The organism is Cupriavidus gilardii, from assembly GCF_013347325.1.
In the GTDB taxonomy this organism is placed as follows: Bacteria; Pseudomonadota; Gammaproteobacteria; order Burkholderiales; family Burkholderiaceae; genus Cupriavidus; species Cupriavidus gilardii.
On record NZ_CP054626.1, the window covers coordinates 1004671 to 1020487 of the forward strand.

Here is a 15817-nt window from a genome sequence, read left to right on the forward strand (position 1 = left end):
GGCGGTCTCCCATGCAGACGCGCACCGCTTGAACCCGTGCCACAAGCCCGGCAGAGAGCATCCAAACAATTTTTTGCCGAAAATTGCAAAGGACTGACATGAACATGCCCAGCGCGGAATTCTCCCACGCCGACAGCAATTCATCCGCCGCACCCGAAATGATCGGGGCGGAAATCCTCGTCCACGCACTTGCCGAAGAAGGCGTCGAATACGTCTGGGGTTATCCCGGCGGCGCAGTGCTGTATATCTACGACGAGCTGTACAAGCAAAAGAAAATCGAGCACATCCTGGTGCGCCACGAGCAGGCCGCGGTCCACGCCGCGGACGGCTATGCGCGCGCGACCGGCAAGGTGGGCTGCGCGCTGGTGACCTCGGGTCCCGGCGTGACCAATGCCGTCACCGGCATCGCCACCGCCTATCTGGACTCGATTCCGATGGTGGTGATCACCGGCAACGTGCCGACCCACGCGATCGGCCAGGATGCCTTCCAGGAGTGCGACACGGTCGGCATCACGCGCCCGGTGGTCAAGCACAACTTCCTGGTCAAGGACGTGCGCGATCTGGCGGCGACCATCAAGAAGGCCTTCTACATCGCCGCGACCGGCCGACCTGGTCCGGTGGTGGTCGACATCCCGAAGGACGTGTCGCGCAATGCCTGCCGCTACGAGTACCCGAAAGCGATCGACATGCGCTCGTACAACCCCGTCAACAAGGGGCATTCGGGTCAGATCCGCAAGGCATTGGCGCTGCTGCAGAGCGCCGAGCGGCCGCTGATCTATTCGGGCGGCGGCGTGGTGCTGGCCAATGCCAGCGACGAGCTGCGCCAGCTGGCCGCGCTGACCGGCCATCCGGTCACCAACACGCTGATGGGCCTGGGCGCGTTCCCCGGCACCAGCAAGCAGTTCGTCGGCATGCTCGGCATGCACGGCACCTACGAAGCCAACATGGCGATGCAGAACTGCGACGTGCTGATCGCGATCGGGGCGCGCTTCGACGACCGCGTGATCGGCAATCCGGCGCACTTCACCTCGCAGCCGCGCAAGATCATCCATATCGACATCGATCCCTCGTCGATCTCGAAGCGGGTCAAGGTCGACATCCCGATCGTCGGCAACGTCAAGGACGTGCTGCAGGAACTGATCGCGCAGCTGCAGGCCAGCGACGTCAAGCCCCGCCGCGAAGCGCTGTCGCGCTGGTGGGAGCAGATCGAGCAATGGCGCTCGGTCGACTGCCTGAAGTACGACCGCAATTCCGAGATCATCAAGCCGCAGTACGTGATCGAGAAGATCTGGGAACTGACCGGCGGCGATGCCTTCGTCTGCTCGGACGTGGGCCAGCACCAGATGTGGGCCGCGCAGTTCTACAAGTTCGACCAGCCGCGCCGCTGGATCAACTCCGGCGGCCTCGGCACGATGGGCGTGGGCCTGCCGTACGCGATGGGCATCAAGAAGGCGTTCCCGGACAAGGAGGTCGTCACCGTGACCGGCGAGGGCTCGATCCAGATGTGCATCCAGGAACTGTCGACCTGCCTGCAGTACGACACCCCGGTCAAGATCTGCGCGCTGAACAACCGCTACCTGGGCATGGTGCGCCAGTGGCAGGAGATCGAGTACGACAACCGCTACTCGCATTCCTACATGGACGCGTTGCCCGACTTCGTCAAGCTGGCCGAGGCCTATGGCCACGTCGGCATGCGCATCGAGAAGACCGCCGACGTCGAGCCGGCGCTGCGCGAAGCCTTCCGCCTGAAGGACCGCACCGTGTTCCTGGACTTCCAGACCGACCCGACCGAAAACGTCTGGCCGATGGTGCAGGCTGGCAAGGGCATTTCGGAAATGCTGCTCGGCGCGGAGGACCTGTGATGCGACACATCATTTCGGTCCTGCTGGAGAACGAACCGGGCGCGCTGTCGCGCGTGGTGGGGCTGTTCTCGGCGCGCGGCTACAACATCGAGACGCTGACCGTGGCGCCCACCGAGGATGCCTCGCTGTCGCGGATGACGATCGTGACGACCGGCTCGGATGACGTGATCGAACAGATCACCAAGCATCTGAACCGGCTGGTCGAGGTGGTCAAGGTGGTCGACCTGACCGAGGGCGCGCATATCGAGCGCGAGCTGATGCTCGTCAAGGTGCGCGCGGTCGGCAAGGAGCGCGAGGAAATGAAACGCACCGCGGACATCTTCCGCGGCCGGGTCATCGACGTCACCGAGAAGACCTACACGATCGAGCTGACCGGCAACGGCAGCAAGCTCGATGCCTTCCTCGATGCGATCGACCGCAGCGCGATCCTGGAGACCGTCCGTACCGGCGGCTCGGGAATCGGCCGCGGCGAGCGCATCCTGAAGGTCTGACGCCGGTCTCTCGCGCGGCAACCCACCCCACCCCATTGCAGTATCGACGGCGGCGCGCCGGCGCCCATGACATGCGCGGCGCGTCGTCGACTCCCAACATCGGAAAAAGAGCGAAGGAATCATCATGAAAGTGTTTTACGACAAGGATGCCGACCTGTCCCTGATCAAGGGCAAGAACGTCACCATCATCGGCTACGGCTCGCAGGGCCACGCCCACGCGCTGAACCTGAACGACTCGGGCGTCAAGGTGACGGTCGGCCTGCGCAAGAACGGCGCGTCGTGGAACAAGGCCGTCAACGCCGGCCTGCAGGTCAAGGAAGTGGCCGAGGCTGTCAAGGACGCCGACGTGGTCATGATCCTGCTGCCGGACGAGCAGATCGCCGACGTCTACAAGAACGAAGTGCACGACAACATCAAGGAAGGTGCCGCGCTGGCCTTCGCCCACGGCTTCAACGTGCACTACGGCGCGGTGATCCCGCGCGCCGACCTCGACGTGATCATGATCGCGCCGAAGGCCCCGGGCCACACCGTGCGTTCGACCTACAGCCAGGGCGGCGGCGTGCCGCACCTGATCGCGGTGCACCAGAACAAGTCGGGCGCCGCCCGCGACATCGCGCTGTCGTACGCCACCGCCAACGGCGGCGGCCGTGCCGGCATCATCGAGACCAATTTCCGCGAAGAGACCGAGACCGACCTGTTCGGCGAGCAGGCCGTGCTGTGTGGCGGTACCGTCGAGCTGATCAAGGCCGGTTTCGAGACGCTGGTCGAAGCCGGCTACGCGCCGGAAATGGCCTACTTCGAGTGCCTGCACGAGCTCAAGCTGATCGTCGACCTGATCTATGAAGGCGGCATCGCCAACATGAACTACTCGATCTCCAACAACGCCGAGTACGGCGAATACGTGACCGGCCCGCGCGTCGTCACCGAGGAGACCAAGAAGGCCATGAAGCAGTGCCTGAAGGACATCCAGACCGGCGAATACGCCAAGAGCTTCCTGCTCGAAAACAAGGCCGGCGCGCCGACGCTGATCTCGCGCCGCCGCCTGACCGCCGAGCACCAGATCGAGGAAGTGGGTGCCAAGCTGCGCGCGATGATGCCCTGGATCGCCAAGAACAAGCTGGTCGACCAGTCCAAGAACTAAGCGTGCCGAACGCCGCGCCGCCGGGTTGCCGGCTGGCGCGGCCTGCGCCCTGCAGCCGTTCAGCCTTCCGTCCCCACCGGAGGCGGTCGCCATGGCCAGACCATGGTCCGCCGAGGGAAACGGGCGAGGGCTGGGCGGCTTTTTGTTATCCTTGTCAGACTTGACTGACCCCCATTGACCTCTTTCCCACCTGCATGAACTATCCCCATCCGCTGATCGCCCGTGAAGGCTGGCCGTTCCTGGCCGGCGCTTTTGTCATCTCGCTGCTGGTGCATGCCAGCGCGGGATTCTGGTGGGCGCTGCCGCTCTGGATCATCACGGTGTTCGTGCTGCAGTTCTTCCGCGATCCGCCGCGGCCGATCCCGACCCAGCCCAATGCGGTGCTGGCGCCGGCCGACGGACGCATCGTCGCGGTCGAGAAGACCCAGGATCCCTACGTCGGCCGCGAGGCGCTGAAGATCAGCGTGTTCATGAACGTGTTCAACGTGCATTCGAACCGCGTGTCGGTCGACGGCACCGTCGAGAAGATCGACTATTTCCCCGGCCAGTTCGTCAACGCCGACCTGGACAAGGCCTCGACCGAGAACGAACGCAACGCGGTGGTGATCCGCCGCGCCGGCGACGACAAGGTCGTCACGCTGGTGCAGGTCGCCGGCCTGATCGCGCGGCGCATTCTTTGCTATACGCGCGTCGGCGACACGGTCGCGCGCGGGCAGCGCTACGGCTTCATCCGCTTCGGCTCGCGCGTCGACGTCTATCTGCCGCTCGACGCCCGGCCGCGCGTGACGATCGGCGAGAAGGTTTCGGCTTCGTCGACGATCCTCGCCGAGCTGGATTGAGCCACGAGCGATCGAGGAGATTCGGCATGGGTGCATTCAATCGTCGCAACAAGCGCGTGATCGGCGGCAACGTGACCCATCTGCGGCCGTTCCGCCATAACCAGATGCGGGGCGCCGAGATCGATCCGGCGGACGACGACGAGCTCGAGGTCGAATACGTGCGGCCGCGCCGGCGCGGCATCTACCTGCTGCCGAACGCCTTCACCACGGCCGCGCTGTTCGCCGGCTTCTTCGCGATCGTGCAGGCGATGAACATGCGCTTCGATGTCGCCGCGATCGCGATCTTCGCGGCGATGGTGCTCGACGGCATGGACGGCCGCGTGGCCCGCATCACCAACACGCAGAGCGCCTTCGGCGAGCAGTACGATTCGCTGTCCGACATGACTTCGTTCGGCGTCGCGCCGGCGCTGGTGATGTACGAATGGATCCTGAAGGACCTCGGCAAGTGGGGCTGGATCGCGGCCTTCGTCTATTGCACCTGCGCCGCGTTGCGTCTGGCGCGCTTCAACGCCAATATCGGCGTGATCGACAAGCGCTTCTTCCAGGGCCTGCCGAGCCCGGCCGCGGCGGCGCTGGTAGCCGGCTTCGTCTGGCTGGCGATCGACAACAAGCTGCCGGTGCGCGAACTGTGGATGCCGTGGGTGGCGTTCGCGATCACGCTGTATGCCGGGCTGTCGATGGTCACGAATGCGCCGTTCTACAGCGGCAAGGCCCTCGACGTGCGTCATCGCGTCTCCTTCGGCGTGATGATCCTGGTGATGGTGCTGTTCGTGGTGGTGTCCAGCGATCCGCCGGTGGCGCTGTTCGGGCTGTTCGTCGGCTATGCGATCTCCGGCTACGTGCTGTGGGGCTGGCGCGCGATGCATGGCGAGCGGGGCGCCGTGGCGCGCTCTCAGGCGGGCGGCTCGGATTGACGCCGGGCCGCGCGGAGCAGCCGCGGATGTCGATTTGATGAACGGGAAAGGCGCTTCGGCGCCTTTTTTGTTTTTGCGTTTGCTTGCGATTCCCCGCTTGTGATGTCCGTCCAATTCGCGGTATGTTGCCGAGGCGTCATGCCGCGAAGGCATGGCGGCCCGCCGCGTAGCCGCGATCGGCTACCGACTTGCCACTGAAACAAGGAGAATCCCATGAGCGTGCTGGATTTCATCAAGGAAGCAGGCGAGAAGCTGTTCGGCCGCGAAGCCAAGGCCGCCGAGCCGGCCCAGGCCGCGCCCGCCGATGCCGCGCAGCAGGCCGAGGCGGCCAACCGCACCGCCGGCGAAGCGATCGAGAACTACATCCGCAAGATGGGTCTCGACGCGACCGGGCTGTCGGTGCAGGTCGACGGCGCCCAGGGCAAGGTCACGGTGTTCGGCGTGGCGCCGGACCAGGCCACGCGCGAGAAGATCATCCTGTGCTGCGGCAACGTCGAAGGCGTCGAGCAGGTCGAGGACAAGATGTCGGTCAATGTCGAGTCTGAATCGGCGCAATGGCACACCGTGGCCAAGGGCGACACGCTGTCGGCGATCGCGCAGAAGTACTACGGCAAGGCCAACGCCTACAACGCGATCTTCGAGGCCAACCGGCCGATGCTGTCGCACCCGGACAAGATCTATCCGGGCCAGAAGCTGCGCATTCCGCCCCAGCCCTGACCGCTTGCACGAGCCCCGCGTTGCGCGGGGCGCAGCCGCGCGGCCGCTGGGGAAAACCCGCGTGTTGCGCGTCGTTGCCATCTCGGCTATATTCGCTGCCATGATTTCGCGCCAAGCCAGACTCGCCCGTACCCTGCTAGGTAGCCTACTAGGCAGCCAGGTCGGGACGCGCGCGCGCTGAGGAAGCGATAGCCTCACGCGAAGTCGCACAGGATTTATCCACGCCCCGGCCTGCATCCCTGCACGCCGGGGCGTTTTGCATTGGGCCGCAGCGAGCGGCGACGATGCGACTGGCAGGCAGCGGGGCACCGGAACAGAAACCGCCGAAACCCGTTCGAGCACTTATTCCCCAGGAGCGTTTTCCATGTCGGACAAACTGATCATTTTCGATACCACGTTGCGCGACGGCGAGCAGTCGCCCGGCGCCTCGATGACGCGCGAGGAGAAGATCCGCATCGCGCGCCAGCTCGAGCGCCTGAAGGTCGATGTGATCGAGGCCGGCTTCGCCGCCAGCTCGAACGGCGACTTCGAGGCGATCCGCGCGATCGCGCAGACCGTCAAGGACTCGACCATCTGCTCGCTGGCCCGCGCCAACGACAAGGACATCGCCCGTGCCGCCGAGGCGCTCACGCCCGCGAATTCCTTCCGCATCCATACCTTCATCGCGACCTCGGCGCTGCATATGGAAAAGAAGCTGCGCATGACGCCGGACCAGGTCTACGAGCAGGCGCGGCTGGCGGTGCGTTTCGCGCGCCAGTTCACCGACGACATCGAGTTCTCGCCGGAAGACGGCAGCCGCTCCGACATGGACTTCCTGTGCCGCGTGCTGGAGGCCGTGATCGACGAGGGCGCGACCACGATCAACCTGCCGGACACGGTCGGCTATGCGGTGCCCGAAGGCTATGCCGCGCTGATCCGCTCGGTGCGCGAGCGCATTCCGAATTCGGACAAGGCGGTGTGGTCGGTGCACTGCCATAACGATCTCGGCATGGCGGTGGCGAACTCGCTGGCCGCGGTCAAGCTCGGCGGCGCGCGCCAGATCGAATGCACGATCAACGGCCTGGGCGAGCGTGCCGGCAACACCAGCCTCGAAGAGGTGGTGATGGCGGTCAAGACCCGGCGCGACTACTTCAACCTCGATGTGGGCGTCGATACCACGCAGATCGTGCCGGCCTCGAAGCTGGTCTCGCAGATCACCGGTTTCGTGGTGCAGCCGAACAAGGCCGTGGTCGGCGCCAACGCGTTCGCACACGCCTCGGGCATCCATCAGGATGGGGTGCTGAAGGCGCGTGACACCTACGAGATCATGCGGGCCGAGGACGTGGGCTGGACCGCGAACAAGATCGTGCTCGGCAAGCTGTCGGGCCGCAACGCGTTCAAGCAGCGCCTGCAGGAACTGGGCATCGAGCTCGACAGCGAGAGCGAGGTCAATGCCGCCTTCGCCCGCTTCAAGGAGCTGGCCGACCAGAAGGCGGAGATCTTCGACGAAGACATCATGGCCATCGTTTCGGACGAGGCCCATGATGCCAACGAACACTATCGCTTCATCTCGCTGTCGCAGCGCTCGGAAACCGGCGAGCGGCCGCATGCGCGCGTGGTGTTCAACATGGATGGCCAGGAGTGCACCGGCGAGGGCGAGGGCAACGGCCCGGTCGATGCCACGCTGCACGCGATCGAAGGCAAGGTGAACAGCGGCGCCGAGCTGGTGCTGTATTCGGTCAACGCGATCACCACCGGCACCCAGGCGCAGGGCGAGGTCACGGTGCGGCTGTCCAAGGCCGGCCGCATCGTCAATGGCGTCGGCACCGATCCGGACATCGTCGCGGCCTCGGCCAAGGCCTACCTGGCCGCGTTGAACAAGCTGCACGACAAGGCGGTGCAGAAGATCAATCCGCAGATCTGATCGCAGCGCGGGGACGGGAGAACCCGCCGGCCGACGCAGGCGCAACGCCGGTGGTTCGTGAGCTTCGACTCACGGACCGCCGGCGTTTTTTAGGTTCTTCGCAGAATTCCGTGAAGGGTTCTGGTTTTTCGTATGCTTGATGCCTGTTATTTCAGGGGTCAGGAGCGGGAATGCTGGATCGGAAGACGTTGCAGGCGCTGGGTTGCTGGACCGGATACCGTCTTGAGCGGGTAGTCTGGCCCGAAGGCGACAGTCGGACGCTATCGCTTTATCTGAAGCCGACCAGCAAGGTCATGCACTGCCAGGAATGCGGTGCGCGCTGCAAGCAGGTACACGAGACCACCGTTCGGCGGGTACGAGACCTGCCGATTTTCGACTATCGCGTCGTTCTACACGTGCCGCGCCGGCGTGTCTGGTGTGATCAATGTGGCGGCCCGCGGCTGGAGCGCCTGGATTGGCTCGGGCGCTATCAGCGCGTGACAGCGCGCCTGGCCGAGGCTTGTGGTCGACTGTTGCGCGACTGCTCGGTGCGCGCTGTCGCCGCGTTCTATGAGCTTGGGTGGCACACGATCAAGTCCATCGACAAGGCGCGCTTGCGCGAGGCGGTGACGGAGCCGGACTGGGCCAACATCCGCTATCTGGCGATGGACGAATTTGCGCTGCATAAGGGCCACCGCTACGCCACGGTCGTCGTGGACCCGATCGGCCGGCAGGTGCTGTGGATTGGCAAGGGCCGTTCACGCGAGACGGCGCGCGCCTTCTTCGAGCAACTGCCAGCGGGCGCGGCAGAGCGGATTGAAGCGGTTGCCATCGACATGACGACGGCATATGAACTCGAGATCCGCGAGCATTGCCCGCAGGCCGAAGTCGTCTATGACTTGTTCCATATCGTGGCCAAATATGGACGCGAGGTCATTGATCGGGTTCGGGTCGATCAAGCCAATCGGCTACGCCACGACAGGCCGGCCCGACGCGTTCTGAAGTCGACGCGTTGGCTGCTGCTGCGCAATCGGGCCAATCTGAGCGAGGGTCAGGCCATTCATCTGAACGAGGTGTTGGCTGCGAACCGACCGTTGATGACGGTCTACATCCTGCGCGACGAACTCAAGCGGCTGTGGTTCTACCGCCGCCCGGGATGGGCGCAGCGGGCATGGCACAACTGGTTTGAGCAAGCGCAGCAAAGCGGTATTGGTCCGTTACAGCAGTTCGCCCATCGCTTGAGCGGCTACTGGCACGGCATTGTGGCCCGGTGCCGGCACCCGCTGAACACCAGCGTCGTCGAAGGCATCAATAACACCATCAAGGTCATCAAGCGGCGCGCTTACGGCTATCGCGATGAGGAGTACTTCTTCCTCAAAATCCGCGCTGCCTTCCCCGGTATTCCTCGATGAACCGTTTTTTATGGGTGCCGCGCAGCAGCCTGGCTGTCGTACATGCCACAAAACGCAATGTGGCCATGAAAGCTGGAAGCGGGCCGGCAATGACTCGACGAACATCGCGGCCACGATTCGCCACGAATGCATGGGCATGTATTCGGTGGTTTGGTGGCTGGTTTGTGACCCTTGGTTGAGGAATGTCGATGTCGTTGGCAGTCAGTGAGTTTGCCGTGCCATGCACGGTGCTGGATGTGAAACAGATCAAGACGCTCGGGGAGCCGGACAAGCAGCGCATCGCTCTGGGATCCCCATTGATCGTTGGGGATCGCTGTTATCGCTTCAACTGGGACAGGCAGTACGCCGCTCCCCATCTGCAGTGCCTGTCCAATTGGTGTGCTGCGTCGCGGCGGGATCGTCGCGAGGAAAGGACGCTGGCCGAAAGCCTGGCCGGGCAGTTGCGCGCGGGCGTGGTCAGCGCTGTCGATCTGGCTCGACTGCATCCCTATGACACCGTCGGCCGGAACGCGGCGCTGGAACACGTGGCCGCGGGCGGCTTGCTGCAAGTGCATGGGCGCGCCTGCTCAAAGCGCTTCACCGTCGTCGTCGACCGGCGCGGCAAGGCGGCATGGGCGACCGTCAGCGAATCTCGCTGGCCCGCATTGAAGGCCCTGTGGAACTGGCTTCGCTGCCTGGGAAGTTCGGGCCGGCGGGAATGGCGGGACGAACGGCGGTTGCTTCACGAGCTCCGCTGCCTGCTGCCGGCGGACGAGGTCAAGGCGAAGCGCGAATCGATCGAGGCCGACCGCTTGAAACTGATGCGCGGGCTCGACAGGCAGAATCCGTCCGACGTTCATGACATCTTTCGCGGCCGGATCGCCTCGCCCGAGGCCGTCATGCAATTCCTGCGATACGACGGCAGCGCGTTGGAGCGCTTCGACGATGACGCCAGCACCGTGCTGCACCACGTCGCGCGCGACCCAAGACTCGCGACCGGCCCGGTGCTCGATTCGCTGTTCATGAAGATCGCCATCGAGGCGCTCGAATGCCGCGGGGCCGGTGTCGCCAACGCGGGAGCGGGGGCGACAGAAGGGGGAGAGACCACCCCGCGCATCTTCGCCTCCGACTACTACGGCAATACCCCGGTCCACCTTGCCGTACTCCATGGCGACAGGGCATCGGTGCTGCGCTTCCTGCAGCAGGCGGCAAAGACAGACTCGGAAAACACCGGGAGCGCGGGCCCGCGTTTTGCCGAGCGACGCAACCGGGCCGGGCAGACGATATGGGATTGCGCGCAAGCAAGGGTCCAGGCCCGACCGGCCGATGCCTGGGTGCTCGACATCGTTCGCAAGCACGGTGGCGAGCCGCCGGCAACCCGCGAGTGTGCGATGGACCTCGAGCCGGCCAGGGGCATGCCGGGATGTTCGCGCAGCCGGCTGGTGCCGCCGCCCACGTTGCCAGCGCGCCATGGCCGGCACTGAGCCGCACCAGGCGGCACGGTGCCTAGCGGATCGTTTCCCGCGGATCGGCCAGCGGATCGGGGGTGATCTGGGTCTGCCGCAGCACGCCGGCATCGTCGAAATAGAAGTGGAACAGCGACGGCCAGTTCTCCTCGTGCAGGAAGCGGTACGACCAGACATCGCGGCGCATCAGCGGAAAGTACTGCGTCGGCTCGCGCGGCAGGCCGAAATGCTCGGCGACGTCGCGCTTGGTCCAGGTGCCGATCCGCGCCTTGTACAGCTCGGTGGTGGTCAACATCTGGCGGAAGCGCGTCAGCTTGCCGCTGCCATCGAAGTCGGCCGCATAGGCCTGGCGCCCCAGTGGCTGCTTCGAATAGATCCAGCGCACGGTGCCGTCGTCGAGCCGGAAGATGTCGGTCGGCTCGCCGAAGGTCGCGCGCACCGTGCTCTCCGGCGCGCCGATCAGTTTCTGCGCCTCCTGTACGGGCTGCAGGATGACGCAGGCCGTCAACAGCGCGCCCGCCACGCCCAGCGCCAGCCAGCGGCCAATGCTCTTCAGTGCATTCATTGCGATCCTCGATCCTTCATGGCAACGGAATAGCGGCAGTGTAGCGCCGCAGGCGCCGCATCGCAGCGCCGGCGCGATTGCAAGGTGGTGAGCGCTGCCTTACCATGCTGCGCTTTCGCGGAGGTCGATCGATGGTTGTGAAGGGGTGGCTGGGGGCTTGCCTGTTGGCCCTGGCGGCGGGCGCGGCATCGGCGCAGGAGCCGATCCGGCTCGGCATGATCGACGGGTTGTCGGGGCCGTTCGCCAATGCCGGCGAAGCGGTGGTGCGCAATCTGCGGCTTGCGATCGATCGGGTCAACGCGCGCGGCGGCGTGCGCACCGCCGAAGGGCAGCGCCCGCTGGAGCTGGTCACTTTCGACAGCAAGGGCAATGTCGACGAGAGCCTGATCCAGTTCCGCGCGCTGGTGGACCGCCGCATTCCGTTCGTGTTGCAGGGGAACAGCTCGGCGGTCGCCGCGGCGCTGGTCGGCGCGGTGAACCGGCACAACGCGCGCCAGCCCGATGCGCGCGTGCTGTTCATGAACTACTCGGCGGTCGATCCGGCACTGACCAACGAGAACTGCAGCTTCTGGCATTTCCGCTTCGATGCCGGCGCCGACATGCGGATGGAGGCGCTGACCGAGGTGATCCGTGCCGACGCCAGCGTGCGCCGTGTCTACCTGATCGCGCAGGACTACAGCTTCGGTCATCAGGTTTCGCGGCTTGCGCGGGACATGCTGGCGGCCAAGCGGCCGGACGTGAAGATCGTCGGCGACGAATTCCATCCAATCGGCAAGATCAAGGACTTCGCGCCATATATCGCCAAGATCAAGGCCAGCGGCGCCGACGCGGTGATCACGGGCAACTGGGGCAACGACCTGACGCTGATGGTCAAGGCGGCGCGCGAGGGCGGGCTGGGCGCCAAGTTCTATACCTTCTACGGCAATGGCCTCGGTGCCCCGGCCGCGATGGGCGATGCCGGCGTGGGCCGCGTGCTGGCGGTGGCCGAGTGGCACCCGAACGTCGGCGGCGCCGCCTCCGACGCCTTCTATCAGGCCTTCCGCAACCGCTATCCCGAGCCGAAGGACGACTACGTGCATCTGCGCATGCAGATGATGGTCGAGATGCTGGCAAGGGCGATCGAACAGGCCGGTTCCACCGATGCGGCCAAGGTCGCGCGGGCGCTGGAGGGTATGCGTTACGTCAACGACTTCCACGACGCCACCGTGCGCGCGGACGACCACCAGGTGCTGCAGCCCCTTTATGTGTCGATGATGGAGCGCCAGGGCGGGGACGTGCGCTTCGACAACGAAGGTTCGGGATTCGGCTTCCGCACGGTCAAGCGGCTGAAGGCGGCCCAGACCACGCGCGCCACGACCTGCAAGATGGAGCGCCCGTAGGCCCGCGCAGGCCCCGGCCCGGGCGCTTTTGCCCGGCAACTCCAGTTGCGCTATAATGCGCGGCTGTCGTTCAGGCGGCACTCGCGGCAACGCGGGCGCGTCCGGCGGCAATGCAGTGTGCGGCACCAGCCGCATTTTTATCCCGCACGACGTTCGCGGCCCTGGCGCTGCGACGTTCGCAAGTGAAAGGAAACATCATGTCCGTAGCCGATATCAACAAGTCCGAAGTCATCAAGCAGTTCGCCCGTGGCGCCAACGACACCGGCAGCCCCGAAGTCCAGGTCGCTCTGCTGACCTCGCGCATCAACGAACTGACCCCGCACTTCAAGGCCAACATGAAGGATCACCACAGCCGCCGCGGTCTGCTGCGCATGGTGAGCCGTCGTCGCCGCCTGCTGGACTACCTGAAGTCGAACGACGCCGATCGTTATCGCGCGCTGATCGAGAAGCTGGGTCTGCGCAAGTAAATTGCGCCAGGCTGCTCGGATCGGGGAAGGGACGAGGATGGCGATGCCGATGCCGGCATGGTCGGCAATGTCGGTCCTCGCACCGTACGCCCCGGCGTGACGCCAGGATGCCTGCGTCAGCACTGCTGATGCAGGCATTTTGTTTTTGCGCGGCCGATTGGCCAAGCCGGCGAATGCCGGCAATCCGATTGCGCCGCGGGTGGCCGGCCAGGCCGGACACCGTTGCCGTTGCACCACGATGTGCAACGGAGTAAGTTGAATCGTTCTTTTCATTCATGACACCGGAGTCCGGCAAGGAACCAGGGCTTTGTGTCATTCCAGCGCCTCATCGGATATCGGCAGCGATCGTTTGACCTTGATCGCTGCGGCCGCCACGGTGACGCGCTGGAATGGCATAGCACTTCCCTGCGACCGCGCCTGACAGCGATCCGGCAGCAATGCCCGCGGCTGCATCACGCGGGCGCCGGCACGCCGGCGGGCATTTGGCCCGTCGCCGTGCAAGCACAAAGGGGAACGCTCATGTCCATGTTCAACAAGGTCGTCAAGCAATTCCAGTGGGGCCAGCATACGGTCCGCATGGAAACCGGCGAAATCGCCCGCCAGGCCGGCGGCGCGGTGCTCGTCGATGTCGAGGACACCGTGGTGCTGGCCACCGTGGTGGCCGCCAAGCAGCCCAAGCCGGGCCAGGATTTCTTCCCGCTGACGGTCGACTACATCGAGAAGACCTATGCCGCCGGCAAGATCCCGGGCGGCTTCTTCAAGCGCGAAGGCCGTCCGTCGGAGAACGAGACGCTGACCTCGCGCCTGATCGATCGTCCGCTGCGTCCGCTGTTTCCGGAGGGCTTCTATAACGACGTGCAGGTGGTCGTCCACGTCGTCTCGCTGAACCCCGAAGTACCGGCCGATATCCCGGCGCTGATCGGTGCCTCGGCCGCGCTTGCGGTCTCGGGCATTCCGTTCAACGGTCCCGTCGGCGCCGCGCGCGTCGGCTACCAGAACGGCCAGTACCTGCTGAACCCGACCCGCAGCCAGCTGGCAAGCTCCGAGCTGGACCTGGTGGTCGCCGGCACCGAGCGTGCCGTGCTGATGGTCGAATCGGAAGCCAACCAGCTGTCCGAAGAGGTGATGCTGGGCGCCGTGGTCTACGGCCACGAACAGATGCAGGTCGCGATCAACGCGATCCACGAGCTGGTGCGCGAAGGCGGCAAGCCCGAGTGGAACTGGGCTCCGGCGCCGAAGAACGAGGCGCTGATCGCCAAGGTGGCCGAGGTCGGCTCGCCGCTGCTGCAGGAGGCCTATCAGATCCGTCAGAAGTCGGCCCGCTCGCAGAAGGTCAAGGAAGCCTACGCCGCGGTGGAGGCCCGTCTGGCCGAGGCCGGCGTCGAGTTCGACAAGGTCGAGGTCGGCAACATCCTGTTCGATCTGGAAGCGAAGATCGTCCGTGGCCAGGTGCTGGCCGGCGAGCCGCGCATCGACGGCCGCGACACCCGCACCGTGCGTCCGATCGAGATCCGTTCGTCGGTGCTGCCGCGCGCGCACGGCTCGGCGCTGTTCACCCGCGGCGAGACGCAGGCGCTGGTGGTGGCCACGCTGGGCACCAAGAGCGACGAGCAGATCATCGACGCGCTGGCCGGCGAATACCGCGATCGCTTCATGCTCCACTACAACATGCCCCCGTTCGCAACCGGCGAGACCGGCCGCGTCGGTTCGCCCAAGCGCCGCGAGATCGGGCACGGACGTCTGGCCAAGCGCGCGCTGATTCCGGTGCTGCCGGCCGAGGACGAGTTCGCCTACACGATCCGCCTGGTGTCGGAAATCACCGAGTCGAACGGTTCGTCGTCGATGGCTTCGGTCTGCGGCGGCTGCCTGGCGCTGATGGACGCCGGCGTTCCGGTCAAGGCGCACGTGGCCGGCGTGGCCATGGGCCTGATCCTGGAAGGCAACAAGTTCGCCGTGCTGACCGACATCCTGGGCGACGAGGACCACCTCGGCGACATGGACTTCAAGGTGGCGGGTACCGACAACGGCATCACCGCGCTGCAGATGGACATCAAGGTCCAGGGCATCACCAAGGAAATCATGCAGGTCGCGCTGGCGCAGGCCAAGGAAGGCCGCCTGCATATCCTGTCGAAGATGCAGGAGGCGATGGGCCATGCGCGCACCGAGCTGTCGGAACACGCGCCGCGCATGATCACGATGAAGATCCACCCGGACAAGATCCGCGAGGTGATCGGCAAGGGCGGCTCGACGATCCAGGCGCTGACCAAGGAAACCGGCACGACCATCGACATCCAGGAAGACGGCACGATCACGATCGCGTCGACCTCGACCGAGGGCATGGCCGAGGCCAAGCGCCGCATCGAGGGCATCACCGCGGAAGCCGAAGTGGGCAAGATCTACAACGGCACCGTGCTGAAGCTGCTGGACTTCGGCGCCATCGTCAACATCCTGCCGGGCAAGGACGGTCTGCTGCATATCTCGGAGATCGTCAACGAGCGCGTCAAGGACATCAAGGACTGGCTGAAGGAAGGCCAGCAGGTCCGCGTCAAGCTGATCCAGGCCGACGAGAAGGGTCGCCTGCGTCTGTCGCTGAAGGCGGCGATGGCCGAGGAGGGCGGTTCGATCGCTCCGCTGGCCAATGCCGAAGCACCGGCGGCGCCGGCCGAACCGGCCGGCGGCGAGCAGCAGTAAGCCGAACCGGGC

13 protein-coding genes are annotated in these 15817 nt (G+C 65.3%); 12 read left to right on the top strand and 1 reads right to left on the bottom strand.

What is annotated here, in order from left to right:
• Positions 1-98 precede the first annotated feature (98 nt).
• The 9 genes from FOB47_RS14790 (at position 99) to FOB47_RS14830 (ending at position 10721) form a co-directional block, all read left to right on the top strand.
• On the top strand, positions 99-1862 hold the full coding sequence (locus FOB47_RS14790) for an acetolactate synthase 3 catalytic subunit (RefSeq protein ID WP_053821425.1): 1764 nt from the start codon (positions 99-101) through the stop codon (positions 1860-1862).
• Complete coding sequence (ilvN, locus tag FOB47_RS14795) at positions 1862-2353, top strand: acetolactate synthase small subunit (protein WP_006577027.1); 492 nt, start codon at positions 1862-1864, stop codon at positions 2351-2353. The genes FOB47_RS14790 and ilvN overlap by 1 nt, the downstream gene beginning before the upstream one ends.
• Positions 2354-2477: 124 nt before the next feature.
• Entirely contained in the window at positions 2478-3494 is a 1017-nt protein-coding gene (gene ilvC / locus FOB47_RS14800; RefSeq protein ID WP_006577028.1) for a ketol-acid reductoisomerase, read from the top strand.
• 194 nt (positions 3495-3688) lie between these two features.
• Complete coding sequence (locus tag FOB47_RS14805) at positions 3689-4333, top strand: phosphatidylserine decarboxylase (RefSeq protein ID WP_174781421.1); 645 nt, start codon at positions 3689-3691, stop codon at positions 4331-4333.
• Between the two features lie 26 nt (positions 4334-4359).
• Positions 4360-5247 (top strand): CDP-diacylglycerol--serine O-phosphatidyltransferase, encoded by an 888-nt coding sequence (pssA, locus tag FOB47_RS14810; RefSeq protein ID WP_053821426.1) that lies wholly within the window; start codon positions 4360-4362, stop codon positions 5245-5247.
• A 213-nt stretch (positions 5248-5460) separates the two neighbouring features.
• Positions 5461-5964 carry a peptidoglycan-binding protein LysM gene (gene lysM, locus FOB47_RS14815; RefSeq protein ID WP_174781422.1) on the top strand — a complete coding sequence of 168 codons (504 nt, stop codon included), beginning with the start codon at positions 5461-5463 and terminating at the stop codon, positions 5962-5964.
• 364 nt (positions 5965-6328) lie between these two features.
• Positions 6329-7867, top strand: coding sequence for a 2-isopropylmalate synthase (locus tag FOB47_RS14820; RefSeq protein ID WP_174781423.1), 1539 nt, complete (start codon positions 6329-6331; stop codon positions 7865-7867).
• Positions 7868-8037: 170 nt separating this feature from the next.
• Positions 8038-9258, top strand: coding sequence for an ISL3 family transposase (locus FOB47_RS14825; RefSeq protein ID WP_174781215.1), 1221 nt, complete (start codon positions 8038-8040; stop codon positions 9256-9258).
• A gap of 188 nt (positions 9259-9446) precedes the next feature.
• Entirely contained in the window at positions 9447-10721 is a 1275-nt protein-coding gene (locus FOB47_RS14830; RefSeq protein WP_174781424.1) for a hypothetical protein, read from the top strand.
• A gap of 22 nt (positions 10722-10743) precedes the next feature.
• Here the strand turns inward: FOB47_RS14830 and FOB47_RS14835 are convergent, their stop codons facing one another.
• Entirely contained in the window at positions 10744-11268 is a 525-nt protein-coding gene (locus tag FOB47_RS14835) for a hypothetical protein (protein ID WP_174781425.1), read from the bottom strand.
• 131 nt (positions 11269-11399) lie between these two features.
• On the opposite strand from FOB47_RS14835, the gene FOB47_RS14840 reads away from it, so the two are divergent.
• The 3 genes from FOB47_RS14840 (at position 11400) to pnp (ending at position 15805) form a co-directional block, all read left to right on the top strand.
• Positions 11400-12647, top strand: a complete 1248-nt coding sequence (locus FOB47_RS14840; protein WP_174781426.1) for a branched-chain amino acid ABC transporter substrate-binding protein — start codon at positions 11400-11402, stop codon at positions 12645-12647.
• A gap of 197 nt (positions 12648-12844) precedes the next feature.
• Positions 12845-13114, top strand: coding sequence for a 30S ribosomal protein S15 (rpsO, locus tag FOB47_RS14845; protein WP_006577035.1), 270 nt, complete (start codon positions 12845-12847; stop codon positions 13112-13114).
• Between the two features lie 519 nt (positions 13115-13633).
• On the top strand, positions 13634-15805 hold the full coding sequence (gene pnp, locus FOB47_RS14850; RefSeq protein ID WP_174781427.1) for a polyribonucleotide nucleotidyltransferase: 2172 nt from the start codon (positions 13634-13636) through the stop codon (positions 15803-15805).
• The last annotated feature ends 12 nt before the right edge of the window (positions 15806-15817 follow it).

Excerpts from the sequence above, each read along its gene's own strand:
- FOB47_RS14830 (WP_174781424.1), top strand. The coding sequence starts at position 9,447 with ATGTCGTTGGCAGTCAGTGAGTTTGCCGTGCCATGCACGGTGCTGGAT.
- ilvN (WP_006577027.1), top strand. The coding sequence starts at position 1,862 with ATGCGACACATCATTTCGGTCCTGCTGGAGAACGAACCGGGCGCGCTG.
- FOB47_RS14820 (WP_174781423.1), top strand. The coding sequence starts at position 6,329 with ATGTCGGACAAACTGATCATTTTCGATACCACGTTGCGCGACGGCGAG.
- lysM (WP_174781422.1), top strand. The coding sequence starts at position 5,461 with ATGAGCGTGCTGGATTTCATCAAGGAAGCAGGCGAGAAGCTGTTCGGC.
- pnp (WP_174781427.1), top strand. The coding sequence starts at position 13,634 with ATGTCCATGTTCAACAAGGTCGTCAAGCAATTCCAGTGGGGCCAGCAT.
- FOB47_RS14805 (WP_174781421.1), top strand. The coding sequence starts at position 3,689 with ATGAACTATCCCCATCCGCTGATCGCCCGTGAAGGCTGGCCGTTCCTG.
- FOB47_RS14835 (WP_174781425.1), bottom strand. The coding sequence starts at position 11,268 with ATGAATGCACTGAAGAGCATTGGCCGCTGGCTGGCGCTGGGCGTGGCG.
- pssA (WP_053821426.1), top strand. The coding sequence starts at position 4,360 with ATGGGTGCATTCAATCGTCGCAACAAGCGCGTGATCGGCGGCAACGTG.
- FOB47_RS14840 (WP_174781426.1), top strand. The coding sequence starts at position 11,400 with ATGGTTGTGAAGGGGTGGCTGGGGGCTTGCCTGTTGGCCCTGGCGGCG.
- ilvC (WP_006577028.1), top strand. The coding sequence starts at position 2,478 with ATGAAAGTGTTTTACGACAAGGATGCCGACCTGTCCCTGATCAAGGGC.
- FOB47_RS14790 (WP_053821425.1), top strand. The coding sequence starts at position 99 with ATGAACATGCCCAGCGCGGAATTCTCCCACGCCGACAGCAATTCATCC.
- rpsO (WP_006577035.1), top strand. The coding sequence starts at position 12,845 with ATGTCCGTAGCCGATATCAACAAGTCCGAAGTCATCAAGCAGTTCGCC.
- FOB47_RS14825 (WP_174781215.1), top strand. The coding sequence starts at position 8,038 with ATGCTGGATCGGAAGACGTTGCAGGCGCTGGGTTGCTGGACCGGATAC.